We start from the raw sequence: 25,144 nt of genomic DNA on the forward strand, positions 1-25,144 counted from the left end.
CCCACGTCGCGCCGGTCAGGAGCCGAAGCCGCCTCCGCCACCGGGACCCGGCGTCGGACTGGGGCTCGCCGTCCCGAAGATGTGACCGATGATCGGGATCCAGCTCAGGCTGTCCTGCCCCTGCTCGAAGATCTGGCCTTGAGTCAGCTCGGCCACGGTCCCGATCCTGGTGAGGCTCGGTGATTCGTAAGGGTGCATCGTGTTCCCCGCTCTCCTTGTGGTTGCGTTCCAGCGTAGGGCCGCACAGCAGCGTGGGGCATACCCAATCCACAGGAGAAGTGCGCTGGGTGGCGTTCACACCAGCAGGCCTTGCTCGACGAGCTCGGCCACGAAGGCGTCCGCGTCCGCGGCAGCCTCCTGGGCGTCGAGCCCGAACTCCCGAGCGAGCTCGGCGACGAGGAACTCTCGCTCCCGGTCCTCGGCGAGCAGCCGGAGGAGGAAGGTGCCTGTCGTGTTGCTCGAGAAGTAGGTCGAGGTGGCCAGGTCGAGCAGCACGGTCTCGCCGTCGATCTCGCGCCGCACCAGGTTCTCGTCGCGCAACCTCATGATCGGTCCCCCTTCATCGACTGTGGCGAAGCGTAGGTCGGTGGCGACGGCGCGCGCTCGGATTTTGACTGGCTGCCCCGGGCGATGACCACCGCGATGACCCGGTCGGCTGTCTCGTCAGTGGTGACATGGAGCTTCTGAGCACCTGCCACCGTGGCTTGCGCGGCGACCTCACCTTTCAGCGACACCTGCCACCCCGGCCCGGACCCGAGCACCTCGATGTCGCACCAGCGCACCGCATGGACGAACCGCGCACCCACTGCCTTGTAGGTCGCCTCCTTCACTGCGAAGCGAGCCGTGGCCGCGAGTGCGGGACGCGGGTGCCGAAGGCACTCCTCGACCTCTGCCTGGGTGTACCAGTGGGCCCACAACCGTGGCGCGTTCCTGCGCAACAGTCTCTCGAAGCGGTCGGTGGCCGCGACGTCCACGCCCACGCCGACGACACCTCCCGCCGCTGCCTCAGTCAAGCGCTTGGGCGAGCACAGCGACCAACGCCGAGGCGGCGACGGCACCCCCGCTGGAGTTGAGGTGGCCCGGATCCTTCGCGTAGTCGTCGTCCATCGAGTAGTACGTCATGCCGTCACGGGAGTAGGCGACTCGCTCCCCGCTCGCATCGGTCGACTGGACGGCTGCGAGGTCGAACAGTGCACCTGGCTCTGTGTACTCGGCACGGACCAGGGTGTTGAAGCGCTCGCGGAGGGCGTTGTGCTCGGGGCCGTACCTGTCCGCGCGACCGATCGCAGCGTTCAGCTTGGCACGCGGGCCCCGCTCCTGGGTCAACGGCGAGGTCACGGCGACGAAGGCCGTGTCCGGGTAGTCGCGGCTGAGCGCGGCCAAGGTGTCGCGGTAGGCCGTGAACACCTCGTCGACGTCCACCTCGCCAGAGCGGAGGTCGACGTAGCAGAGCTTGAGGACGGCGACGTCCACCGCGTCAGCCATTCCCTCGCGCATGATGCGGTCGAAGTTGGCGATCTTGCCCAACGGGTCGCCGTTCTCACCGATCTCCGTGTGTACCAGTGCTGGAGCCGACGGTGGCTCGGTCGACTCGACCACCGTCGGAGCCGCTGCACCCTCCGACTCGTAGACGCTCGGGAGGGCGTCGAGGATGTTGAACCCCACGGACTTGTGCCCGAAGAAGACCTTGCTGGCGGCGACTCGCTCCAGATCCGCGTCCGTTGCTTCCGGAGTCCTGAACGGAGCGCCTTCGGCGGGCCGTTCCCACACGACCGCTCCCACGGCGAGCGCGACACCGAGCCCCAGCATGGCGATGGCGGCCACGATCAGCTTAAGCATGTGATGGTCCTCCGGTTTCGATGAGATCGAGGTGAGCCCGTGAGCTCGCTCCCGACGAGCGCGCAAGCTCACGAAGCCTGGTCTTGAGCACCTTCCCGTTCTGGTTCAGCGGGAGGTCGTCAAGGAGCTGGATCTCCTGAGGGACGAGGTGCTTCGCGAGCCGAGACCGCAGGTGCGCACGGATCTGCGACTCGCTCAGGTCGCACCCGGGGCGGAGAGTGGCGAACAGCACGACTGCTTCGCCGGCCTCGGCGTCCGGTCGTCCCACGGCCGCGGCGCCGGCGACTCCGCCGAGCTCCAGCACGGCGTCCTCGACCTCGTGGCTGGACACCCGGTATCCCCACGACTTGATGAAGTCGTCGCGCCGGTCGACGACGTGGAGGAACCCGTCCTCGTCCATCCGACCGTAGTCGCCGGTGAGCAGCTCGCCGTCGACGTACTTCTCCGCGGTGCCTTGGGGGTCCTCCCAATAGCCGTGGGTGACGTTCTCGCCGCGGACCCTGATCTCCCCCACGGTCCCGGCCGGCACGTTGGCGCCGGTCTCGTCGGTGATGCGCAGGTGGACCCCGGGGATCGCGCGGCCGACGGACCCGAGCTTCGAGGAGAGGAAGGCGGGAGGGAGGTAGGCGAGGCGCGAGGTGGCCTCGGTCTGGCCGTACATGACGAACAGGCGCGCGTGCGGCTGGGCAGCGGCCACCCGCTCGACCTGTGCGTTGGGCAGTCGGCCGCCCGCCTGCTGGAGGTGTTTCAACGAGGGCAGCGGTCGCGACTCGAAGGTGCTGGCACGCAGGAGCAGCTGGTAGGACGAGGGCACGCCGGCGAAGCCTGTGCACTCGTCGCCCTCGATCGCCTCGATGATCGACTCGGGGAACGCCTGGGTCTCGCAGATGCGCACGCTGCCGCCGACCGCGAGGTGGGTGTGCAGCAGCGAGGCGCCGAAGCAGTAGGAGAAGGGCAGGACGACGAGCATGCGATCGTCGCGGGCCAGCTCGAGGTAGGCGACGATGGAGGAGGTGTTGGCCACCAGGTTGTCGTGGCCCACCCGCACTGCACGCGGGCGGCTGGTCGTCCCCGAGGTGAAGACCAGCACGGCCGTCTCAGCGGGTGGCGCGGCCTCCTCCAGGACGACGCTCGCGTCGCTCGCCGACGCCTCGTGCAGGCCTGTGCTCGTCGCCGTACGACGCGCAGCGGAGAGCACGGACGCGAAGCGACGCGACAACCTCTCGTCGATCAGGAGGGCCTCGCACCCGACGTGGGCCATCTTGCTCACGGCGTCCTCGGGCGTCAGGACGGCAGCCAGTGGCACCGCCGTGTGGCCGGTCCGCATGATGGCGAGGTAGCTGGCGACCCAGAAGAACGAGTTTGCTCCCAGCAGGCCCACCCGGGAGCCGGGGGCGAGCCCCCAGGCCCGGAGCTGGCGCGACTGGAGGGCCACAGCACGGCGCAGGTCGGCGTAGGTGTGGTGACCTGTCGCATCGATGACGGCCACGTCCTCCGAGCGCCCCTGGTCCAGCAGGAACTCACTCGCATTCGCGGGCTGCGAACTCATCATCTCCCCCATATACTGCGTTGCTCCAGAGCGTATTCAACGCTCTTTCACGGGGGCATCACCGCCGACGATCGGCATTCATACCTAGAACGGGGTAGTCGGATTGAGCGAGCAACTCATGCGCGATGAGGTTCTGGACCAAGGTGTTCTAGACCAGGTGCGCACCTTCATTTTGATGAACTTCCTCTTCGGTGATGAGTCGAAGATGCCTGATCTCACCGACTCGCTGCTCGAGTCCGGCCTCGTGGACTCGACCGGAGTCCTGGAGCTCGTCGACTTCCTCGAGACCGACATGGGCGTCGTCGTGGCCGACGACGAGACGCTGCCGGCCAACCTGGACAGCATCGAGAACCTGACGCGGTTCGTCATGCGCAAGCGCGCGACCAGCACCTCAGCCTGACGTCGAGCCGTCGTTCGACGCCGATCCCTGCTGCTGCGGCAGCGGGCTGTCCTCGACGGCGACGTCGTAGGCGTCGATGAAGCTCTGGATGTCCTCCGACATCAAGAGGTCGAGCGCCGCGACGATGCGGTCCTCGCTCCAGTCCCACCACTTGATCCGCAGCATCGCTTCGATCTGCTCCGGCGGAAATCGGAATCCCGCCACCCTGGCTGGGTTGCCAGCAACGATGGCGTACGGCGGCGCGCTCTGTCGCACGACGCTGCCAGCGCCCACGACCACGCCGTCACCCAGCGTCACCCCCGACAAGATCATCGCCCTGTGCCCGATCCATACGTCGTTGCCGATGGTGATGTCACCACGAGCACCCGCGCTGTGCGCGTGCGCCGACGCATAGGTCTCGTTGAATGGCGGATAGCTTCCGAAGCGGTAGGTCGTCACGTAGTCAGTGCGGTGCTCGCCGCCGAGGAACACCTCGGTTCCGAAGGCGAAGGAGCAGAACTGGCCCACCTTGAGCACACAACCGGGGTTGCGATTGGCCACTGTCAGATGTCCCCACGAGTAACGCCCGATCTCGAACTGTGCGAGGTCGGGGCGCTCGTCCAGGCGCCTGGCCGTCGGCAACAGGATCCTGCGCTTCATCTGGCCGAGCTTGCGCCTCGCCGCACCACGAACGTTCACGAATCTGCCTCGCCCTCAAGAGTTGTGTCACGGGTTGTCACCGACCCGGCGACGACATGGTAGCGACGCTGGGAGTGGCCGCCCCGGTAAATCGGTGGCGTCGGGAAGCTCAGCCGGACAGCGTCACGTAGAGCCCTTCGCCCGCGTTCGCCGGGCGAGCCGAAGCACGTACCAGGCGGCCGCGTAGCGGTGGTAGAACTCCCCCACCACGTAGGCAGCCCGCGCTCGAGCCGTCGGCAACGACGAGGCACGGACACGGCGGAAGGCACCGAGCGGCGGGACGATCGACCGAGGCGTCGGCCATGGGGCGATAGCCGGCCCACCGTCGAGCCTGTCTCGTTCGTGCCTTCCCGTGATCACCCGCTCGAGCTTGCGGTTCAACTCTCGGTAGGAGCTCCTGGCGGGGTGCCGAACGACCGCCGCCGGGGCATAGACGGTGCGCAAGCCGAGGGTGTTCGCTCGCTGGGACCACTCGATGTCGGCACCCGACATCAACTCAGGACGAAACGGTCCGGCTGCGTCGAACGCCGCCCGCGTCGTGCACATGTTCGCGGTCACAGAACCACCCCCGCGGCGGACGTAGACCTCCTGCGGGAAGGCCTGCACCAGCTCGTAGGCCTCGACCGGGTGCGGCTTGCGATCGTCGCGCGCATAGACCTCGACACGGCCGGCCACGATGTCGGCTCCGCCGACGATCGAGCTCACAGCCTCTTCCAACCACGTGCTCGCCGGGAGACAGTCGGCATCGGTGAACGCCAGGACTGCGCCCCGACTGGCGGCGACGGCAGCGTTGCGCGCCGTGTAGGAACCGCCGGAGGGCTCCCACACGCACCGGGCCGGGCACTCCGGGCCGAGCGACTCCGACACGGGTGGGCTGCTGCCGTTGTCCGCGACCAGCACCTCGACGAGGTCCGCCGGATAGGTCTGGGACCGGAGTGCCTGGAGGCAGTCGGCCAACCGGGGATCATCACGCACGGGGACGATCACCGAGACGCTCGGTAGTGACTCCATCCGGACATCTTCGGGGGCGCGCACGGGCTGGACAAGGACAGCCCGCGATACCGGTGCACCGCTCGCTTCCCCGCGTAGCGGCCCGGTCACGAGTCGCCCCTCCCGTCCGAGGGGGTCGTCGCGGAGGACCGCGACCGCAGCTCGGCAGCAGACCAGGCGCCTCTTATCCGCCGTCGTGCCTGGGCGAACAGAGGCGTGGTCACGTAGGAGTCCGAGGGCACCCCGAGCTGCAAGGGGCGCGTCACCGTCGTCCCGTCAAGACGCCACAGGGCGCCTATCGCGCCGATCAGCACACTCATCACCCCGACCCAGGTCGTGAACGAGAAGGAGTCGAACGTCCCCGCTGACATGATCGCCGCCGGGATGGTCACGGCCAGAGCCTGGCCGAGGTGCCGTGTCTCCTCGTCCAGGCCGCGCAGCCTGATGCTGCGCGCCATGAAGTAGGGCACCAGGAAGAACAGAGCCATCGCGAGAACACCCAGGACTCCACCGTCGAGCAGCGTCATGTACCACTGGTTGTCCAAGAGGATGTACTCCTCCGGGATGACCATCCCCGCTCCTCGACCGAGCCAGGGGCGTTCTTGCCACAGGTCGATCACGTAGCTCGTACGAGCGATCCTGTCTGTCACGCTCGTGTCATTCTCCGCGTTGGCGAACAACGCCCTGATGGTTCCCAGGACTCCTGGGTTGATCGCGCGGAACGCCACCACGCCCATTACTCCGATGACCAAGGCGTTGTATCGCAGTCGCCAGGGCCACACCACCGCGAGCAGGAAGAGCACCACCACCAGGGTCAAGGTCGCCGAGCGTGAGATGGAGAGCGGGATGCCGAAGGCCACAGTCCCGGCAAGGAGCCAGCTCCAGACCTTGGCGCCTCCGGGTGAGGCGAAGAAGGCGTAGTGCAGTGCCACCGGCAGGATGAGGGCCAGGACGACGCCGTACTCGATGTAGTGCGTCGCGGTGCCGGCCACTCGTGCGAAGTCCTCGGACCCTCGGCTCGAGACCCCGATCAGGTCCGAGTTGAGCTGGACGCCCGGAAGCCGGATGTAGCTCGTCAGGTCGACGATGCGCAGGTACTGCAGGATCCCGACCATCGACATCATCGACGCCAGCACGACCATGGTCCTCAGCAGTCGGTCCAGGGCCGCCCGGGACACCACGCCGTCGGCTACGGCCAGCGTCACCCCGGCGATCGACATCACGAAGATCAGCCACCGCGTCCCTGCGCTGGCCTCGACGGGCGAGGGCAACCTGTCGAAGCCCACGACGTGTCCGAGGAGCTGCACGCCCACGAACAGCCCGACGACCCACCGGACCGGCTGGCTTCCTCGGGGCAGTCCACGTGGGCGGAACGCGGAGACCAGCCACAAGAACCCGAGCAGGCACCCAACAGCCGCACTCGGCCGGCCGGCCGCACCCATGCCACTGATGACCATGCGCGCAGGGATCAGGAACTGGAGGACGAGGAAGGTCGCCAGGAAGGTGAAGGTCGTCAGTCGCCACTTGCGCCACAACAGCGGGCTCCAGCCGCTGATCGTCCGACTCAACCGGGCAGGCACCTTGAGCAGCACCGGCTGCCAGTCACTCGCGCCGGGTCGTGGCCGGACCGCGCCACTCGGAAGAATCATCGCGCGTCGCTGATGGCCGTTTCGGCAGTCGTGGACTGGTGCCGGGGGGGCAGGGACTCGTCAGACGCGTCGCCCGAGGCGGGGCGGTCCTCGCGCCTCGCGACCTGGCCTACCTTCCGGCGCTCGCGCCGACGGCGCGCCAGTCCGACCAGGTCGTCGAAGAAGACGGCGATCAACAACGAGAGGGCGCCACCGAGCACCACGATGATGGCCATGTTGCGCAGCTTTCCGTCCGTGACGGCGGCCTCGATGTAGGGCGCCTGAAGGACCTGGATGCCGTACTGGGCGTTCTTCGGGACGTTGGCCGCGTCCTGCCTCGTCCTGAGCTCCGTCGCCGCCATCTCGAACACCGCGGCGCCAGTCCGGATGGCCACCTCCGGAGAGTCGGCGCGGACGCTGAACTGCATGATGGCACTACGGCTCCCGGGACTCACCTCGTACTCCTCGTCCAGTCCCATCGCCGCGATCTCACTGCGCGCGACCGGACCGTCCAGCACGATGCCGATGATCGTGTTGGCCTCGTCGAGGGAGCCGTAGGGATTGCGGATCTCCACGTCCTCCTCGGTCACCACGAGTCCGCTGCCAGGGGTGTAGACGGCGACGCCGACTGCCTCGTACTCCGGCTGCATGCCTCGTCCGACGGCAAGGGCTGCGAAAACCGTCAGCACCAGCAGCGGCAGCAAGACGTACCAGCGGCGCAGAGCCGCGACCGTGATTCCCCAGACGTCCAAGCTGCTCGTCTCCCTCACCACGTGACCCGCCCGTGCGGTCTCCGCGTCCGCGACCTCCAGTGTGCCGTGTCCGGCGCCGGCGAGGTCGGTCGATGGCCTCGTCCAGCATAATCGAGCGGCCGACCCGATCGCCCTCCAGCGAGGGATCGGAGGTGACGGCCGAGGGTCATGCCTCTTCGCATTTCAGAGGCCCTCCCCACAGGGGCAGCGTCTGCGCGCTGTCGTAGAGGTGCCCGCACCAGGTGGCGGCCAGCTCCGACCTGCCCACCTTCCCGCTCGCGTAGGCATCAATGGTCCACAGGATCGATCGCACGCACTTCCACTGCATGCCGAGTGCGAGGGCAGAGCGCTCCACGGAGACCCCCGAAGCCTGCGCATAGGCACTCGAGAAGCGCTCCACCCTGGAGGGCTCGACACCGACGAGCACCACAGCGGCGGCGCCGACGTCGAGTGCGCGCGGCAGCACCGAGGCATTGTCGAAGTCGAGGACCGCCAGGACGTCGAGCGACGGGCTCAGGACCACGTTCTCCCAGTTGAGATCATTGTGTGCCACGACCACGTCACCGCCGTCGACCTGAGAGGCGACCTCCGGCGAGGCGAGGCGGTCGGCCCGTCGGAACAGGTCGGGAAGGACCTCGAGGATCCACCTCTCGAACTCATTCCTCGGTCCGCGTAGACGCATCTTCAGTGTCTTGGACGTGCCGAGCGTGCCACCCCGGCGGACACGCGCCGCGATCTCGCTGGGGGCCGCGAGTCGTGCGAGGACGTCTGCCTGGCCGTTGCCACTGCCGTGGCCGAGTGAACCAGCTGCCTCGCGGTGGAGCTCGCCGAGGAGACCTCCCAGCTCCTCCACGAGGGCGGGCTTGTCGGACAGCGCCTGCTCGCGTTGGTCGATGGAGATCTGGCGCCCCTCCACCCACGCGTGCAGGGTGAAGACCCCCGTCGGTGTCTCGACGATCGTCCTTCCCGACTCAAGCCGCCTCAGGGGCGCCACCGGGAAGCCGGCCTGGCCCAGGGCGAGCTCCATCCGGTGGGAGGACGCGAGTCGCTCGGCGGCTCCGGCAGCCTGATGGCACTTGAGCACCCAGTCCTGCCCCGAGGCCCGCACCTTGTAGTTGAGGTTCTTGATGCCTCGAGGGAGCTGCTCGAGGCTGGCGGCCTCCGCACCGGTGAAGCCGAACTCCATGAGCGCACGGGCGGCATCCGCATCGACGCCTTTCACTGGGCGACCTGCCGGTGGGTGATCTCATTGACCTCACGGAAGAAGTCGTTCTTCTCGACCAGGTCGGCGTGCGAACCGACGGCTGACACGCGGCCGTCGACCATGACGACGATGCGGTCGCACATGGAGAGCGTCGAGAGGCGGTGTGCGATGAGGACCAGGATCGTGTCCTCCTTGACCTCGTGGAGCGACTGGCGCACCGCCTCCTCGGAGCGGACGTCGAGTGCGCTGGTCGGCTCGTCGAGCACCATGACTTCTGGTTCGTCCGCCAGCGCACGGGCGAGACACACGCGCTGCCGCTGACCGCCTGAGATGGCCCGTTGGCCGATCATGGTGTCGTACCCCTCGGGCCACGACATGATCTCCTCGTGGATGTGCGCGCGCCGGGCTGCACGCTCGACCTGCTCGTCGTCGAGCCACTCACGGTAGAAGCGGATGTTGTCCCGGACGGTGCCTCGGACCAGCTGTGAGCTCTGGGGCACGTAGGCAACCTTCTTGCGCCACGCGGAACGCTTGATCTCGCGCACGTCCTGGCCGTTGACGAGCACCCTCCCCGAGCTCGGCTCGCGCAGCCTCAGGATCAGCTGCACGACGGATGACTTGCCCGCACCCGACGGGCCCACGATGCCGATCGCTTCTCCACGGGACACGCCGAAGCTCACGTCCTGAAGAACCTCGGTGTCGGCTCGGTAGCCGAAGGACACGTCCTCCACTGAGAGCGAGGCCACTGTGTCGAGATCCCGTGTGCCGTCCTGCTGAGGGTTGCGTCGGTAGCGATCAAGGGCATCGAGGATCTGGTGCATGAATGGCAACCGCTCGTCGATGCTGGTGATCGCGGCCTGCATCTGCTGGGCGTAGGTGAGAGCGCGGACCAGCAGCAAGATCACCGCTGCCAGCCCGGCGAGGTTGCCGACTTCGGCGAGCGCAACCGCCGTCAGCGCCAGCACCAGCATCACGAGGGCGACGCTCTGATAGAGCGCCGGCATCGCGGCGGACAGGAAGCGCGTCCTCGCATACGGTCGTCGTACGGCGTCAACCTGGTCGTGGAACGCGGCGACGTAGGACTCCGTCGCACCGAAGACCTCCGTCTCCTCGGCCACGGCAATGATGTCCTGGACGCTTTCGGTGAAGCGCATCGCAGCTCTGCTCAGGCGCTTGGCGAACCGCCGAAGCAGCCGTGACAGCGGGCGGAGGGTGAAGAACAGCACGAACGCCCCGATCGCCATCAGGCTCGCAGCCACGAAGCTCTGCGCCAGCGCGGCGGCGATCATGATCGTGAACATGATCGTGGCGGTGACGCCGTTCGCCAGGCTGATGACTGCCAGCGCCACGTACGTGACGTTCTGGGTCATGAGCGTCTGGAATGCTCCGCCACCCTCCTGGGCCTTGACGGACCAGGCGCTGTTGGTGAAGGCGGAGAACAGGTCCACACGCAAGTCGGCCATCACCTGGGAGCTCATGCGTCCAGGCAGGTAGGCAAGAGCGAGCTGCAGCGCAGCGCGCACCAGGGTGAGTCCGAACGCCACCGCCAGGGCTCCGGACTGGGACAGATCGGCCGCGAGCGGGCCGACGTGGAGCGCAACCTCTCCGCCACCGGTCGAGAGCGCCACGGCGATGGTCGCGACCAGCGCGAGGACGGATGCCTCGACCAAGCCAGCCGAGACCGCAAGCGCGACGAGCAGCATGATGTGCCGGCGGGAGCCGCGGAAGAAGGGCGAGAGTCGGCGCCACGCGACGCCTACGCTCCTCAGCGCGCGCAGGCCCTTGTTGTTTCCCCGTGCCGGGACAGCGAAGGCGCTGGTGCTCACTGGTTGCCTCGCAGTCGGGGGGGTCGTCTCTCCGGATCGGACGCGGCCGACCACCGTCGTGCCGGAGGGGCCATCGCGCCTCGCCTCGTCGCGCGGGAGTGTTGGAAGGATCCGCGATCCGCCAGAGTCCAACCTGAAGCCCCCCTTGACACGCCGACTCATGTGCGAGCCACGACCGCGCATCAGTATGAGTCCCGCCCGGATGGCGTAGCCGCAGGGAGACCCGGCATGCTCAAAATGGGCTACAACGGCGTTCGGATGGTCTAGTCCACGACCTGCACGGACGCGGGCAAACATCGCCCACCACTGACGCGAGAGCCATAATCTCGACATGGGGGAACTTCGGCTTGTCCTGGCGGGCGCCGCCGTGGGCAACGGAAACCGCGGCGTGGAGGCGCTCGGCCGTTCCGTCGCAGACGCGGTCCAACGCGAGGCGAGAGGCGGCAGGTTGAGCATCCTCGACGACGGCTGGGGAGTGCGCCCGGACTCGAGCGAGCGATATCCCGGCGGCTCGGTGGAGTACGTCGGCGTACGCCAGTCCCGCCGTTGGCACCGCCCGGAGAGCTGGGCCCAGGTCAGGGCCGCCCAGTCGACCTTTCCGGCCGTCAATGCCGTCGCCCGTCGGTTCCGGGAAGCAGACGCGATCCTCGACCTCAGCGCCGGCGACAGCTTCACCGACCTGTACGGCCCCACGCGCCTGCGGACGGTGACCCTTCCGAAGGAGGCTGCACTGCGGGCGGGCCGCCCGCTGATCCTGCTGCCTCAGACCTACGGGCCCTTCACCACCCCCGAGGCGCGCGCGATCGCGAGACGTCTCGTCCGAGCCTCGGCGCTGGCCTACGCGCGCGATCCCTGGAGCTACGAGCAGCTGCTCGAGCTCGCCGGTGACGACGTCGACCCCTCTCGGCTGCGCGACGGTGTGGACGTCGCCTTCGCTCTCGAGCCACGCAAGCCAGCAGCCGAGGTGGCCACGCAGGTGGAACAGCTCGCGGCGTCTCCGGTCGTGGGTGTCAACGTCAGCGGCCTGCTCCTGGACCGCGAGGCGCACGATCGCTTCGGACTGGCCGGCGACTACCTCGACACGATGACTGCGCTGGTCGCGTCCCTGGTCGACGCCGGCACCCACGTCCTCCTCGTGCCGCACGTGCACGTCCCCGGAGGCGGCGGTGAGAGCGACGTCAACGCCATCACGCGCCTGCGCGAGCGCCTCGGCACCGACCAGGTACGCCGGACCACGGTCCTCTCGCCGGAGCTGGACGCCGCAGAGGTCAAGTGGTGCATCTCGCAGCTCGACTGGTTCGCAGGGAGCCGGATGCACTCGACCATCGCGGCTCTGTCGACCCTCACGCCCGTGGCTGCCTATGCCTACAGCGACAAGACCCGCGGCGTGTTCGAGACCTGCGGAGTGGAGGACCAGTGCGTCGACGCACGCGACGTGTCCGGCGCCGAGGCGGTCGAGCGGCTGCTGGCCGGCTATCACTCCCGTGCGCGCACGGCGACCTTGCTCTCCGAGCACGCCACGTCCACGGTCGAACGCTCGCGCAGCCAGCTTCGTGAAGTCTTCGCATACGCGCGCCGTGACGATCCCGCTGACCGCAGGAGCCTGCGCCGATGATGGGGCGCCTCCCCGACAGCATCGAGTCGATCACGCAGGCCCGGTTGTGCACGGGCTGCGGTGTCTGTGCACACCTGCACCCCGACAGGCTCCAGATGGCCGACGTCCCTGACGTGGGTCGTCGCCCTCTCCCGATCGTGGGCGTGACAGGTCCGACGACGGGAGCGGGGGTCGCGGCCTGCCCCGGACGCGAGCTGAGCCATCCCGTCGGAAGCCTGGACGACGCCCCCTTCCACGGCGAGTGGGGCCCGGTCCTCGATCTGTACGAGTGCTGGGCGGCCGACCCGGTCCTGCGCCACCGTGGCTCCTCGGGCGGCGTGGTGAGCGCGCTCGCTGCCCACGCGATCGAGGCGGGCATCGCGGTCGGGGCCCTCCAGGTGAGGGCGTCACAGGAGGACCCGTTGCGCAACGAGACGGTCCTCAACCGTTCGCGCGAGGACATCGTCACCGCGACCGGTTCGCGTTACTCACCGGCCAGTCCCTGCGAGCGGCTCGATCTGGTGGAGGACGCCGAAGGTCCCTGCGTCGTAGTCGGGAAGCCCTGCGACATCGCTGGCACCCGGAAGGCTGCCGAGCAACGCGCGGCACTCGCCGACAAGGTGGCCGTGACGCTCGGCATCTTCTGCGCAGGGACCCCGTCGACAGAGGCGACCAGGAGCGTCGTGGCCGACCTCGGGATCGACCCCGACACGGTGAAGCGGCTGGACTACCGCGGCGAGGGCTGGCCAGGTGAGTTCCGTGTCGAGACCCACGACGGCCGACGCGCCTCGACGAGCTATGCCGACTCCTGGGGGAAGCTCACCAAGCACCGGCAGTGGCGATGCCTCATCTGCCCCGACCACACCGGCGAGTTCGCTGACCTCTCGATCGGCGACCCCTGGTACCGGCCCGTCACCGACGAGGAGGGGGGCCGCTCACTCGTCGTGGTCCGGACCGAGCGGGGCCGTCGGCTGCTCGAGTCGGCGCTGGCCGGTGGCGCCCTGGAGGGAGCCCCGCTCTCGATGGACAAGCTGCCGGCTTCCCAGCCCAACCTCGAGTCGACCCGAGGCGCCGTGTGGGGCCGCGTCCAGAGCATGCGGCTGCTCGGCATGCCCACGCCGCGGTTCCGGGGCATGCCGTCGTTCCGCCTGTGGTGGAAGCTGCCGCTACGCGCCAAGCTCACCTCCACGCTGGGCACCGCTCGACGCATCTTCGTCCGGGGCTTGAAGCGTCCTGAGTTCGAACCGAGGGAAGTGGGGTCCCGTGGGCGCACGCGCTGACATCGTCATGATCACCTACCGCAGTGCGGGATACGTGCACCTCTCGCTGCCGAGACTGCTCGAGACGCTGGGCCCGGACGACCGGGTGTGGTTGTGGCACAACGGCGACGACGAGGCGACGCTCGAGGCGATCCGCCCTTATCGGCAGGACGCACGCGTCGCGCGCTTCCACCACAGTCGCGAGAACGTGCGCCTGCGTGAGCCGACGAACTGGCTGTGGTCGGGCTCGGACGCCCGGTTCGTGTCGAAGGTCGACGATGACTGCCTGGTGTCGCCCGGATGGCTGGACACGTTCGTCGCGGCCCACGACGCCAATCCGGAGTTCGGCGTGATCGGCAGCTGGCGGCACCCCGCAGAGGACTTCCGCCCCGAGCTGGCGCAGCGCAAGATCAAGGAGTACGCCGGCGGACACTCGCTGATGCGCAACCTGTGGGTCCAGGGCAGCGGTTACCTCATGCCGCGGGCGCTCACCGAGGCGCACGGCCCGCTGGGACCGGACGAGTCGTTCACCGGCTACTGCATCCGCGCGGCGCGGGCGGGCGCCGTCAACGGCTTCTACCACCCGTTCGTCCCCGAGGACCACATGGACGACCCCCGCTCCCCCCACACCCTGATCCACGACGACGAGGACCTGCTCGACCGCATGCCCCTGTCCGCCAAGGCCAACGGGGTCAGCACCGTCGAGCAGTGGACAGCGCAGCTCGTGCAGAGCGCCATCGTGCTCCAGACCGCGTCCCTCGACCCTCGGTCCTACTCCGGGTGGCGCAAGAAGGCCAAGTCCCTCCGGCGCCGGGTCAGCATCGCCGCCGGGAGGCCGGCGAAGTGGTGAGCGGGCGCACGATCCCGCAGCCGACGGGTCTTGCCGGGGCTGACGACCCCAGCGCCGAGGTGGTCGTTGCGTGCGTGACCTACAACAGCGCGTCGGTGATCGAGCCCTTCCTCGCCGCACTCCCTGCCGCACTCGTCGGTGTGCCCGGCTCGCGGGTGGTCGTGGTGGACAACGCCTCGAGCGACGACACCGTCGCCACCATCGAGGAGGTGGCGCCCTGGGTCACCGTGGTGCGCGCACCGGGCAACGTCGGCTACGCCGCCGGCATCAACCTGGCGCTGCGGCAGTGCACGGCGCGCCGTGGCGTCTACGTCCTCAACCCCGACGCCGTCCCTTCACCGGGAAGCGTGGCGCACCTCCTCGCCGTCGTCGAGGCCGACCCCGAAGTCGGCATCGCGGTCCCGACGGTGCTGTCGGAGGCGGGCGAGGTGAAGTTCTCGCTGCGACGCGAGCCCACCATCCTGCGTGCCGCCGGCGAGGCCGTCCTCGGCGGTCACCGCGCGGCACGCCATCCGTGGCTGGGTGACCAGGTCCGGGACTCCTCGAAGTACGTCGAGGGCGCGACCGCCGACTGGGCCACCGGCGCCGCACTGTTCCTCTCGAGAGCGGTCCTGGACGCCGTCGGCTCGTGGGACGAACGTTTCTTCCTCTACTCCGAGGAGACCGACTACGCCCTGCGCGCGCGTGACGAGGGTTTTCGCGTCCAGCTCACGACAGCCGCAAGCGTCACCCATCCCGGCGGGGAGATGGAGTCCTCACCCGAGTTGTGGACCCTGGTCGCCGTCAACCGCCAGCGCCTCTACCGCAAGCGCCACGCGCTCGTCCCGAGCGTCGTCTACTGGGCCGTCGTGCTGGCCAACGAGAGCGTGCGCGCCCTCCTGGGTCGCCCACGCAGCCGGCTGGCCACCCAAGTGCTACTCCGGCTCGGACCCGACCAGACGGGTGCGGACACCACGCCGGCCCTCATCGCACGGACGCCAGTGCCGTGGCACGTCGGTCGAACTCCTGGCTCCACGCCTGCAACGTAGCGATCCTGGCCAGCCGGAGGGCTCCGCCCCGTGCCCGACCCGAGGCGACCTCGTCCACAGCCCGCTTCACCGACGCCGCCGAGAGGACCGGCGGAGTCGGGGCGCTGTCCAGGAAGTCGCGCAGGCGGGTCCGGTAGGCGTCGTCGGTGCGCAGCCAGACATCAGCGACGAAGATCGAGCTGTTGGAGAGGTGTGCCTCGGCCGGGCGTGCCAGCGCGGACGAGTGCTCGACGCGATGGGCGAGATTGCCCTGCAACCTCCTCGATGCACGACGCGCGGCACTGATCGGGTGCTCGCGCGCGAACCGCGTGAACTGGTGGGCGAAGGACGACTCCCCCGACCAGTAGAGGTGGCTGAGGTGCCGCGGGGGGTTGCCGTCGTCGGAGCGAGGTACGTCAGCGGTCTCGGCGAAGACCTCGCGATGCATCCGGAGGTACAACCGGCCGTTCCTGCGCTGCTCAGGCGTGAGTCGCGCGCTGAACTGCAGGAAGCGCGAGTCCATGAAGGGCGCCTCGAGTCGCAACCCCGAGCGCCGCAGCGCGGTCGCGAGCATGTTGCCCCAGCGGAACTGGCGGTTGTTGACGTTCCAGAACGACACGACGTCAGGCCGGTCCAGGGCCGTCCACGGCTCGAGGGAGTCGCGCAACGAGCCCCGGAACGTCGCGCGCGCCGTGCCCCGGAGGCCGTCGGCGAGGAACGGAGCGACGCCGTCCACCTCACCGCCGAAGCGTCGTTCGAGGGTGTCGAGGAGACGTGCCTCGTCGCTGATGCCCAACGCTTTCTCGTCCCCCCAGAGGGGGCCACCACCGTGGCCGTTGACCACCACGTCGGCGAACTCCTTGAGCGCGGGGCCGAACCACAGCTCGTACATCTCCGCAGGACTGTGAGCCCCGTCCAGCAGCCCTGCCAGCTCGACCGGGCGAGGCAACAGGCGGTCCTGCTGGAGAGGGAGCACCGTGTGGTCGAGCTGGAGGATGCGAGCCACCTCCGTCGCCACCCTGGCCGGCCGTGAGGTGGACGAGCCGTAGGTGAAGGCATGCGGACGTCGGCCCAGGCGCACGCACTCGACCCCGATGGCGCGACTGTCGAGTCCGCCGCTGAGGCCGAGGGCGAGCCGCTCGGACCCGGCGCGGTCCAGGAGGTCGCGCGTGACGGTCGACCACAGCGCGGCGAACTCGCGCACGGCCTCGTCGTCGCCCAGACGGTCCTCGGACGGCACGTAGAGACCCCGCACCGATTCTTCCGGCGCGGCCCCGGGTGTGACGTGCAGGCGACCGCCGGCGGGCAGGAGCGAGGCGCCGGCGAGCACGGTCCGGGCGCGGAGCGGCTGGAGCATCACGAGGTACTCCAGGGACCCGATCTCGTCGAGCGTCGGAGAGACCCCGAGGCTGACCAGGGAGGCCAGGTGGGTGGAGAAGGCGACCTCTCCGCGTCCAGCCGCCCAGAAGGACGGGATGATGCCGGTGCCGTCGGTCGAGATGTCGATCTCACCGTGCGATCCCAGCACGACCTTGACGTGGCCGTGCTCGGCCCCGCTGTGCTGGCCCGCCACCGAGTCCCCCGCGGCCCGGGCCGCCTCGGACGAGAGGCCGACGACCACCACCAGGCCGCCGTCCGGCCCCCGCTCGGCGATCGCAGTCGTGCCGCCCTCGGGGTTCGTCTCCACGAGTGCGAGGGCCGTGCGTTCGTCCTCGAAGACCTGCCATGCCGCGGCGGCCGGGACCTGTGCGGCGGCATGTTCCAGGACACGGCGGCGTCGCTGGTGCCGGTCAGCACCGGGGGACCCGGTCAGGAGGAGGATTTCATGGGACACGGTGACCCACGCTAGAGGATTCGCCGGGGCGTGATCTGTGCAATAGCTTCCCTCGCAGCGTCTGTCTCACCCTGGTGCGGAGCACAGGGGGGTTGATCGGGTGGTCGAGCAGCTCGGGCCACATGTGGGCGATGAGACCACGGTGGAAGGGGAAGTCCGGTCCGCCCCGCAAGGAGGAGTCGACCCCCATCATGGTGGTGAGCAACGAGCGACAGTTGTACGGCGTGAGCCCCTCCTCCACCACGTCGAACTCGGTCCGCACGGTGGCCAGCCAGCCGCCGATGGGCTGCTCCCAGTAGTACAGGTCCCACCCGTCGACGCCGGAGACCTCGACCGCGGGGACGGCACCGGCCCACCACGCCGCGAGCTGCTCCATCGCAAGGGAACTCCCGCTCATCCTCGCCGCTCGCGCAAAGTTCGGCGGTGTCGCGGAGAGGCGCGCGTAGGGGTTGCGCCGTCGGGTCACCTCGGACACGTTGCCGTTGATCGTCACCCAGCTCTCCTCGCTGCGAGGCGGGTGGTCGTGCAACGCCTGTGCGGAGCTGGCCGTCGACCTGTGGCAGGGGACGAACGTGTCGCGGATGGTGTCGAACACCTGCCCGTGCGGCGTCGGACTGACCGGGATCACGCGGTGGCGGAGGCCGACCTTCCGCAACATCTGGTGGGGCACCCGGACGTCACCACCGTGGCGGCTCGTGCCGACCTTCTTGAGGGTGTAGAACGAGAGCCGCTCCGCGCGGGGGCGCGAGGCTGCCAGGAGGATGCGCGAGTCGAAGCCGGCGGTCACCGCCAGGGCGAGCGGGTACCGCTCGGCAGCCGCGGCGATCACGCCGGTGAGCATGCTCGCGCACCGTGCGGTCGCCACGTCGGGATCGACCGGTGGGATGGGCGCGTGCGGCCAGTAGCGTCGGACCTCTCCCGTCCTGACGTCGAGATGGTGGTTGGGGAGGAGCCGCTCGATGCCCACGAAGGAGGAGCCGGTGCCCGGCCAGAAATGGGTCGTGCCCGGGTCGAGGAGCCCGTCGCGGACCATCTCTTCGCGGTGGACGACGTCCTCGGCGTGACCCGCCACCCGGGAGATGAGGCTGGGACTGGAACCGCACCACAAGGCGCCGGCGCTGTCGCGGCCGTGGTAGACCTGCCGCAGGGCGGCCGGGTCGTGGAAGACATGCGCACCGTTCGCGTGGAGCCAGAGGGCCGCCCAACGACCAGCGAGCGGGTCGAACGCCCTCAACACCTCGTCGAACGTGTGCGACTCGCGCACCACCTCGTCGAGGATCGTCTGGTCATCGCGCTCGGGATGGCGGGGATCGAGGACGAAGCCGAGCAGGACGATGCTGCGGGCGCCGGCGTCCACGCGGGTGACCGGCAGATCGGGATGGACGGACAACGCCAACCCGTTGGCCACCCAGTGACGCCGCCACTGCGGCAGGAGGTCGGAGAAGTCGGGTCCCATGACGAACTGGCGGCGGAAGGCGGGGTCGCGAACGATCGATGCAGCCGGAGAAGGCATCTAACCCCCTGTGTCGCCGAGGAAGGTGCCGGGACCCTACCCCGGGACGGACGGTCGGGCGGCGGGTTCGGGCTGCACTTACCCCAGGTGGACTAGCTAGACCACCATTGTGGCCCGGGACTCCACAGCGGACAGGAAGACCTCGAGGGATCGCTCATCGGCGGGGACCCGTTCGCGATCCGCTCCTCGGCGCGTTCTCACCCGCTCGGTGAGCCCGCGAAGTGCGTGGGTCGCCGCAGCCCAGACGGTCGCACCGGTGGTCGGGCCCACCGCACGGGCGATGAACCGGCTCCAGCCGGTGCCCTTGCGCACGTCCGGCACGGGCGCTGTCCTGTTCGTGAGCGACATCAGGGCACGCACGGGCAGGGGAACGCCCAACTTGGAGTCCAGGTCGGCGGGGACAGGCGTCCCGAGCACGCGCCTCGCGCGGCCCATGACGAGGGAGACCTGGCTCTGCGCGCCCCACTGCCGCGCGCGCGCTGCGGCCTCGTCCCAGTCCGTCACCGCACGGCTCAGCCCGTCGACGTCCACCAGGTAGACCAGCTTGTTGGCGCCTGCCAGTGCCGCGTGCAGGCAGGCGTGCAACAACGCGTCGACCGGATCGAGGGTCCACCACTGCTGACCCACGCCGGGCGCGACTCTCACGCGGCGCTCCAACAGCGCCGAGGTGCTGACGTCGAAGAGCCGGCGGCGCGAGTGCATGTTGATCATCGACCAATGGAGGTCGACCAGCACGCCGCCGGGGGCCACCCAGTGCATCTCCCCCGGCGGTTCCTCGTCGAGCAGCATGTCCTCGAAATCGGCCACCCTCCACCCCGCGGCGTGCAGTCTCCGGCACACCTCACGCAACGCCGCGGGCGCGACCAGGACGTCGACGTCGTTGTAGGTGCGCAGGCCGGGCACGGGGTGAACCGTCTGCGAGAAGACCGGCCCCTTGAACGTGACCCAGTCGACCCCGTCCAGCAGCGCAGCCAGCTCGTCGAGCGCGGCACAGGCCCGGAGGTGTGCGGTGATTGCCCGGAGGCGGTCCTGCTGCAGCGGTTGCAGGCCCTCGTCACCCCTGTGTCGCAGCGCTGCCAGCACCAGCGGAGCGATGCGGTGGAACCGTGCCGCTGCGATCAGCTCGGGGGCGTCGGAGGAGCGGAGGGGCGCGTCGACCTCACCGCCTCGGCAGGCCGCGACCAGAACGCGGGAGACCAGCCGCTCCACTTCAGGCATCCCGGTCAGCGGGGCGCCCGGACCGGCTTGCCGGACTCGTGCCAGACGTTGCCGGACCAGACATTCCCGCGGACACCGTTGTCGAAGCTCGCCACCGTGCCGTACCGCCCGCACGTCTTGAAGAACCGCGTGGAGAAGTGGTTGTCGATGAACCGGACCCTCGAGCCGTCCGGGTAGTCCTTGGAGGACACCGAGCCGCCGTAGGCACAGTAGCTGCCGGTCGTGGCCATCAGGTTCCGCTTCACGAGCATGTTCTTGACCGGCGCGAAGTCTCCGTACATCGGGATGGCGGCCGAGCAGCCCGAGCCCTCACAGATGAGCACGTTGTTGATGATCTTGTTGTTGCTGCCGCCGTTGGTCCCGACAGCGCCACGGTGCGCGCCCGAGTCCCCGGTCCTGTTGGAGATCACGTAGGAGTTCTTGACGGTGCCGTTGTCGGTGAGCCTCGACGTGCGTCCGACGTGGTGCACGTGGCCGCGATCGAAGACTGCACCGCACTCGAGGTAGATGGGGATGTCGTCCTCGGCGGCGTCGGACCCGTCGATCTCGGTGTACTTGACGCGGACGTTCCGGGGGCACGTCCCGTCGGCCTTCTCCTCGACGTGCAGCATGTAGGTGGTGTCACCGTTGATCGTCACGTCCCGCACGGTCACGTCGTCGTGGCGGATCGTGAGGCGTCCGTTGACGGTGACTCGCGAGATCACCTGACCGGGCTTCCGGCTCGAGAGGTCGTTCGTCGTCCGCTTTGCGGCCCTGCGCGGCCCGGTGTTGCCAGGAGTCGGCCAGGTGCGGCGGACGGTCGGCCTGGCGAGCGGCGCCGTCGGCGGTGACACGGTCGGGGCAGGAGCCTCGTTCGTCGGACCCGGAGCGGGCGTCTCGCTCGCGGCCGAGGACGGGGTGGCCGAGACCCCAGGGGTCGGGGTCGGCGTCGCCGTCGCGCTCGGCTCCTCCGCAGCAACGACCGGGGGGCTGTCCGGTGCCGCCGGCTGCTCGAACGGTTCACCGTCGACCCAGCTGGCGACGACCTCGGCCGGGTTGGCCGCGTCGCTCAGGAAGGCGTTGCGGCACCCGTTGGCGCGGACCTCCTCGGCGACGTAGTTGCCGAAGACGAGTCCGTTCGTGCGTTCTGAACCGCACTCGATCGTGGTCCGCAGGACCTCCGTCCCCTCGGCACCGGGGAAGACGCGAATGCTGTGGTAGCCGGAGTACCTCACGGTCGTGTCCTTGATCGTGACGTTGTCCGCCTGGATCGAGATCGAGCCGTTGACGACCGCGCCGTCCAGGACGGTCCCGTCCTGGGTGATGGTGACGCTCTCCATGGTCTCCCCGACGGCCTCCCCCGCGCCGTGGTCATCACGTGCTGCCGAGCCTGTCGCCGCATGGTCGGACTGCCACGGGGCAGCGGCGTTCGCGTAGAACGCGGTGGCGGCGATCAGAGCCGCCCCCAGGACGAGGGCGCCCTTGCGGTACGTGCCATCGATGTTGATCACAGGAGTTTCTCCGCTCGGGTGGACCAGGCCCGCGTGGGTGGGATGGTTGTCGAGTCCTGCACGGTTGGCTTGGTGTGCCGACCCTATCGGCCAGCACACCAGGTCACCACAGTCCGCTGGGGTCAGTCGGACCGAGGTGCCTCAGGGGGCGCCGACCGCGTGTCCGCTCTCGTGCCACACGTTGCCTGACCAGGCGTTGCCGCGCACACCGTTGTCGAAGCTCGCCACCGTGCCGTATCGACCGCAGGTGTCGAAGAAGCGGGTCGAGAAGTGGTTGTCGATGAACCGGACGTTCGAGCCGTCGGGGTAGGGCTTGGAGCTGACGGAGCCGCCGTAGGCGCAGTAGCCGCCGGTGGTGGCCATCAGGTTGTGCTGCACCAGCATCCCGTTGATGGGCGCGAAGTCGCCATACATCGGGATCGCTGCGGAACAGCCGGTGCCCTCGCACATGAGCACGTTGTTGATGATCTGGTTGTTGCTGCCACCGTTGGTCCCGACAGCGCCCCGGTGGGCACCCGAGCCGCCGGTGCGGTTCGAGAACACGTAGGAGTTGGACACCGTGCCGTTGTCGGTCAGGCGCGAGGTCCGCCCCACGTTGTGGACGTAGCCGTGGTCGAACACACCACCGCAGTCCATGTAGATCGGGATGTCGCTCTCGGCGGCGTTGGCGCCGTTGATCTCGGTGTACTCCACACGCACACCGATGGGGCACGAGCCGTCGGCCTTGTCGGTGATGTGGAGCATGTAGGTGCCGGTGCCGTTGATCGTCACGTCACTCACCGTCACGTTGTCGTGCTGCACGGTCAGGCGACCGTTGACCGTGACACCGGAGATCACCTGACCCGCCTCTGAGGAGCTCAGGTTCCCCGTGGTGTGTGTGGCGGCCTGGCGCGGCCCCGTGCTCTCGGGAGTCGGCCACCCTTCGTAGACCGGGACGGTCGGGGTCACCGTCGGAGTGGGTGTCGGCGTCGGGGGGGACGTCGGCGGGGAGAGCGGGAGCAGGGACTTCACACCGTTGCTGTAGGGCTTTCCGTTGATCCGGCTCTTGCGCACCTTGGCAGGATTCTTCCTGCTGAACACGAAGGCCCGCTTGCACCCGTTGACACGGACTCGTCGTGCGACGTAGTTGCCGGGGGCGATGCCGTTCGTCCGGCGCGCCGTGCACGCGACCGTGCTGTTCCGGATCCGGGTGCCGGCGGTGTAGCGGGAGACCCGGATGCCCTGGCGACCCCGTGACGTCACCGTGGTGTTCTTGATCTTCACCCCGTCGGCCCTGACCACGATCGATCCCCGGACGCGGGAGTTCTTGATCTTGACCCTGTCGGCCTTGACCACGATGGTGCCCTTCACGCGCGCACCGTCGAGGACCTTGCCCTCCTCGGTGAGCTCGAGGACCCTCCTGGACTTTCTCCTGGGCTGGGCCTCGGGTGTGGCGGCCGGAGCGACGGCGCTCGCGGTCGCCTGCTGGGACGCGAGCCCGGCGGTAGCAGTCGCCGCGGCGCTCAGGGCACCGGCGGACAGGACCGTGACGACTCCCACGACGACCATGCGCCTGGTGTCCTGGGCGAATCTGTTCAGCATGATGGGGTTCTTTCTCCGCTCGACGGGGCAGGCGATGCAACCGAGTCAGCCGCGCGCCTCGGGGGTTCGAGGACCCTGTGCCACACAAGGGGCGTCGGATGGGCCGTGGATGGGCCTTGGATGGGCGTGGAAGAAGATACCCACAGAGCGCAGGCACAACCGCACTGACGACGGTGCCCACCGAGTGGCCTCCCCCAGGTGGGGTACGCCAGCCCGGACGACCGCGTACGACGCCTCTGTCCTGGCCCGTACGACGCCGCTCAGCCCTTCCCAAGATCGGGTAGAGCCGTGTCGCGGAGGCACAAATCGGGGATCTCTCCGCCCGGACACATCCAGGACGCTCAGCTCGGGCGGTGGGGCACCGCTCGAGCCGGCGCCGAGGCCGGGGACCTGGGCCCCTCAGCCCCGGCGCTCGGGGTCGTGCATCGCAGGTCAGGTCAGGGGGCGCTGATCGCCCGTCCGGTCTCGTGCCACACGTTGCCCGACCACGCGTTGCCGCGCACGCCGTCATCGAAGCTCGCCACCGTGCCGTATCGACCGCAGGTGTCGAAGAAGCGGGTCGAGAAGTGGTTGTCAATGAACCGGACGTTCGAGCCGTCGGGGTAGGGCTTGGAGTTGACCGAGCCGCCGTAGGCGCAGTAGCCACCCGTCGTAGCCATCAGGTTGTGCTGCACCAGCATGCCGTTGATGGGCGCGAAGTCGCCATACATGGGGATCGCTGCGGAGCAGCCGGTGCCCTCGCACATGAGCACGTTGTTGATGATCTGGTTGTTGCTGCCACCGTTGGTCCCGACGGCGCCACGGTGGGCGCCCGAGTCCCCGGTCCGGTTGGAGACGACGTAGGAGTTGGAGACCGTGCCGTTGTTGGTCAGTCGCGAGGTCCGCCCCACGTTGTGGACGTGGCCGTGGTCGAACACACCACCGCAGTCCATGTAGATCGGGATGTCGTTCTCGGCGGCGTTGGCGCCGTTGATCTCGGTGTACTCGACACGGACGCCGGTGGGGCAGGAGCCGTCGGCCTTGTCGGTGATGTAGAGCATGTAGGTGCCGGTGCCGTTGATGGTCACGTCCCGCACGGTCACGTTGTCGTGCCGGATCGTGAGCCGACCGTTGACGGTGACACGCGAGATCGTCTCGCCGGCGGCGGACGAGCTCAGGCCGGACGTGGTGCGCGTAGACGTCTCACGAGGACCTGTGGTTGCGATCGTCGGGAACTCGCTGGCGACCGGGGTGGTAGGAGTCGCAGTCGGCGTGGCGGTCGGCGTCGCCGTGGCGGTGGCCGTCGGAGTCGCCGTGGCGGTGGCCGTCGGAGTCGCCGTGGCGGTGGCCGTCGGAGTCGCCGTGGCGGTGGCCGTCGGCGACACGATCGGCGTGGTCGTTGCGGTCGGCGTGGGCTTCGGCTTCGGCCCAGGGGTGGGCTTGCCGCGCTTCTCGAACAGCTCGCCGTCGACGTAGCTGTCCACGACGTAGATCTGATTGTCGGCGCTGTACATGAAGTCGTTGCGGCAGTCGTTGATGCGCACCCGCTTGGCGGTGTAGTTGCCGAAGACGACGCCGTTGGTGCGAGGTTCCTGGCAGTTGATCCTGCTGTCCAGGATCCTGGTGCCGTCGGCGCCGGAGTAGATGCGGACGCTGTGGTAGCCCGAGTACTTCACGGTCGTGTTCTTGATGGTGACGTTGTCGGCCTTCACCTCGATCGAACCGTTGACGACCGCGCCGTCCACGACGGTTCCGTCCGTGGTGATCACGAGGTTCTTCTTGAAGACCTTGCCCTTGATGGTGGGTCCGCCGGAGGTGGTCGGCTTCGGCGAGGCGCTTGCCAGGGTGCTGCTGCCGGCGAGGTGGAGGCCGCCGACGCTGAGGGCTGCTGCGGCGAGGGCAAGGATGCGCTGTGACTTCCGCTGTGAGTGGGACAAGGTGATGTTCCTCCGA

22 protein-coding genes are annotated in these 25,144 nt (G+C 68.8%); 5 read left to right on the forward strand and 17 right to left on the reverse strand.

All coding sequences use genetic code 11. The annotated features are described in order from the left end of the window. Nucleotides 1-15: 15 nt before the first annotated feature. From EXE58_RS03490 to EXE58_RS03510, 5 genes are all read right to left on the reverse strand, one after another. Nucleotides 16-198 carry a lasso RiPP family leader peptide-containing protein gene (locus tag EXE58_RS03490; protein ID WP_135266595.1) on the reverse strand — a complete coding sequence of 61 codons (183 nt, stop codon included), beginning with the start codon at nt 196-198 and terminating at the stop codon, nt 16-18. A gap of 96 nt (nt 199-294) precedes the next feature. Next, nucleotides 295-546 carry a PqqD family protein gene (locus EXE58_RS03495; RefSeq protein WP_135266596.1) on the reverse strand — a complete coding sequence of 84 codons (252 nt, stop codon included), beginning with the start codon at nt 544-546 and terminating at the stop codon, nt 295-297. After that, nucleotides 543-1,013: a holo-ACP synthase gene (locus tag EXE58_RS03500; protein ID WP_167288661.1), complete on the reverse strand. Its 471-nt coding sequence runs from the start codon at nt 1,011-1,013 to the stop codon at nt 543-545. Before EXE58_RS03500 ends, EXE58_RS03495 begins: the two co-directional genes overlap by 4 nt. After that, complete coding sequence (locus EXE58_RS03505; RefSeq protein ID WP_135266598.1) at nt 1,006-1,839, reverse strand: hypothetical protein; 834 nt, start codon at nt 1,837-1,839, stop codon at nt 1,006-1,008. The genes EXE58_RS03500 and EXE58_RS03505 overlap by 8 nt, the downstream gene beginning before the upstream one ends. Next, nucleotides 1,832-3,391: a class I adenylate-forming enzyme family protein gene (locus tag EXE58_RS03510; RefSeq protein ID WP_244242406.1), complete on the reverse strand. Its 1,560-nt coding sequence runs from the start codon at nt 3,389-3,391 to the stop codon at nt 1,832-1,834. Before EXE58_RS03510 ends, EXE58_RS03505 begins: the two co-directional genes overlap by 8 nt. Before the next feature lie 172 nt (nt 3,392-3,563). Here EXE58_RS03510 and EXE58_RS03515 point away from each other — a divergent pair, with 172 nt between their 5' ends. Next, on the forward strand, nt 3,564-3,788 hold the full coding sequence (locus tag EXE58_RS03515; RefSeq protein ID WP_135266599.1) for an acyl carrier protein: 225 nt from the start codon (nt 3,564-3,566) through the stop codon (nt 3,786-3,788). Here EXE58_RS03515 and EXE58_RS20265 read toward each other — a convergent pair. The 6 genes from EXE58_RS20265 to EXE58_RS03545 form a co-directional block, all read right to left on the reverse strand. Then, on the reverse strand, nt 3,780-4,427 hold the full coding sequence (locus tag EXE58_RS20265) for a CatB-related O-acetyltransferase (protein WP_135266600.1): 648 nt from the start codon (nt 4,425-4,427) through the stop codon (nt 3,780-3,782). The two genes, EXE58_RS03515 and EXE58_RS20265, sit on opposite strands and share 9 nt — an antisense overlap. A 162-nt stretch (nt 4,428-4,589) precedes the next feature. Beyond that, a complete protein-coding gene (locus EXE58_RS03525) occupies nt 4,590-5,477 on the reverse strand; it encodes a glycosyltransferase family 2 protein (protein WP_135266601.1) in 888 nt (295 codons plus the stop codon). A gap of 86 nt (nt 5,478-5,563) precedes the next feature. Further along, a complete protein-coding gene (locus EXE58_RS03530) occupies nt 5,564-7,105 on the reverse strand; it encodes an O-antigen ligase family protein (RefSeq protein WP_135266602.1) in 1,542 nt (513 codons plus the stop codon). After that, nucleotides 7,102-7,836 carry a YveK family protein gene (locus EXE58_RS03535; protein WP_135266603.1) on the reverse strand — a complete coding sequence of 245 codons (735 nt, stop codon included), beginning with the start codon at nt 7,834-7,836 and terminating at the stop codon, nt 7,102-7,104. Before EXE58_RS03535 ends, EXE58_RS03530 begins: the two co-directional genes overlap by 4 nt. 166 nt (nt 7,837-8,002) lie before the next feature. Further along, on the reverse strand, nt 8,003-9,058 hold the full coding sequence (locus tag EXE58_RS03540) for a phosphotransferase (protein ID WP_135266604.1): 1,056 nt from the start codon (nt 9,056-9,058) through the stop codon (nt 8,003-8,005). Continuing rightward, entirely contained in the window at nt 9,055-10,866 is a 1,812-nt protein-coding gene (locus tag EXE58_RS03545) for an ABC transporter ATP-binding protein (protein WP_244242407.1), read from the reverse strand. Before EXE58_RS03545 ends, EXE58_RS03540 begins: the two co-directional genes overlap by 4 nt. Nucleotides 10,867-11,197: 331 nt before the next feature. Between EXE58_RS03545 and EXE58_RS03550 the strand changes: the two genes are divergently transcribed. Genes EXE58_RS03550 through EXE58_RS03565 form a run of 4 tightly spaced genes read left to right on the forward strand, consistent with a single transcriptional unit; the run spans nt 11,198 to nt 15,597 of the window. Then, the gene (locus EXE58_RS03550; protein ID WP_135266606.1) at nt 11,198-12,481 is read left to right on the forward strand and encodes a polysaccharide pyruvyl transferase family protein; all 1,284 of its coding nucleotides are present in this window, start codon (nt 11,198-11,200) and stop codon (nt 12,479-12,481) included. Further along, the gene (locus EXE58_RS03555; RefSeq protein ID WP_135266607.1) at nt 12,478-13,740 is read left to right on the forward strand and encodes a Coenzyme F420 hydrogenase/dehydrogenase, beta subunit C-terminal domain; all 1,263 of its coding nucleotides are present in this window, start codon (nt 12,478-12,480) and stop codon (nt 13,738-13,740) included. The genes EXE58_RS03550 and EXE58_RS03555 overlap by 4 nt, the downstream gene beginning before the upstream one ends. Further along, nucleotides 13,724-14,569 (forward strand): glycosyltransferase, encoded by an 846-nt coding sequence (locus EXE58_RS03560; RefSeq protein WP_244242408.1) that lies wholly within the window; start codon nt 13,724-13,726, stop codon nt 14,567-14,569. The genes EXE58_RS03555 and EXE58_RS03560 overlap by 17 nt, the downstream gene beginning before the upstream one ends. Next, the gene (locus tag EXE58_RS03565; RefSeq protein WP_167288663.1) at nt 14,566-15,597 is read left to right on the forward strand and encodes a glycosyltransferase family 2 protein; all 1,032 of its coding nucleotides are present in this window, start codon (nt 14,566-14,568) and stop codon (nt 15,595-15,597) included. The genes EXE58_RS03560 and EXE58_RS03565 overlap by 4 nt, the downstream gene beginning before the upstream one ends. On the opposite strand, the gene EXE58_RS03570 is transcribed toward EXE58_RS03565, so the two are convergent. The 6 genes from EXE58_RS03570 to EXE58_RS19645 form a co-directional block, all read right to left on the reverse strand. Next, nucleotides 15,533-17,410 (reverse strand): asparagine synthase-related protein, encoded by a 1,878-nt coding sequence (locus EXE58_RS03570; protein WP_135266609.1) that lies wholly within the window; start codon nt 17,408-17,410, stop codon nt 15,533-15,535. The genes EXE58_RS03565 and EXE58_RS03570 overlap by 65 nt on opposite strands. Beyond that, nucleotides 17,400-18,923, reverse strand: coding sequence for a hypothetical protein (locus EXE58_RS03575; RefSeq protein ID WP_135266610.1), 1,524 nt, complete (start codon nt 18,921-18,923; stop codon nt 17,400-17,402). Before EXE58_RS03575 ends, EXE58_RS03570 begins: the two co-directional genes overlap by 11 nt. A gap of 96 nt (nt 18,924-19,019) precedes the next feature. Further along, nucleotides 19,020-20,141 (reverse strand): nucleotidyltransferase domain-containing protein, encoded by a 1,122-nt coding sequence (locus EXE58_RS03580; protein ID WP_135266611.1) that lies wholly within the window; start codon nt 20,139-20,141, stop codon nt 19,020-19,022. 5 nt (nt 20,142-20,146) lie between these two features. Next, on the reverse strand, nt 20,147-21,631 hold the full coding sequence (locus EXE58_RS19390; RefSeq protein WP_167288665.1) for a hypothetical protein: 1,485 nt from the start codon (nt 21,629-21,631) through the stop codon (nt 20,147-20,149). A gap of 141 nt (nt 21,632-21,772) precedes the next feature. After that, nucleotides 21,773-23,212 carry a right-handed parallel beta-helix repeat-containing protein gene (locus EXE58_RS03590; protein ID WP_135266612.1) on the reverse strand — a complete coding sequence of 480 codons (1,440 nt, stop codon included), beginning with the start codon at nt 23,210-23,212 and terminating at the stop codon, nt 21,773-21,775. A gap of 437 nt (nt 23,213-23,649) precedes the next feature. After that, nucleotides 23,650-25,128, reverse strand: a complete 1,479-nt coding sequence (locus EXE58_RS19645) for a hypothetical protein (protein ID WP_208544112.1) — start codon at nt 25,126-25,128, stop codon at nt 23,650-23,652. Nucleotides 25,129-25,144: the final 16 nt, after the last annotated feature.

It is taken from the genome of Nocardioides seonyuensis (assembly GCF_004683965.1).
Lineage (GTDB): Bacteria > Actinomycetota > Actinomycetes > Propionibacteriales > Nocardioidaceae > Nocardioides > Nocardioides seonyuensis.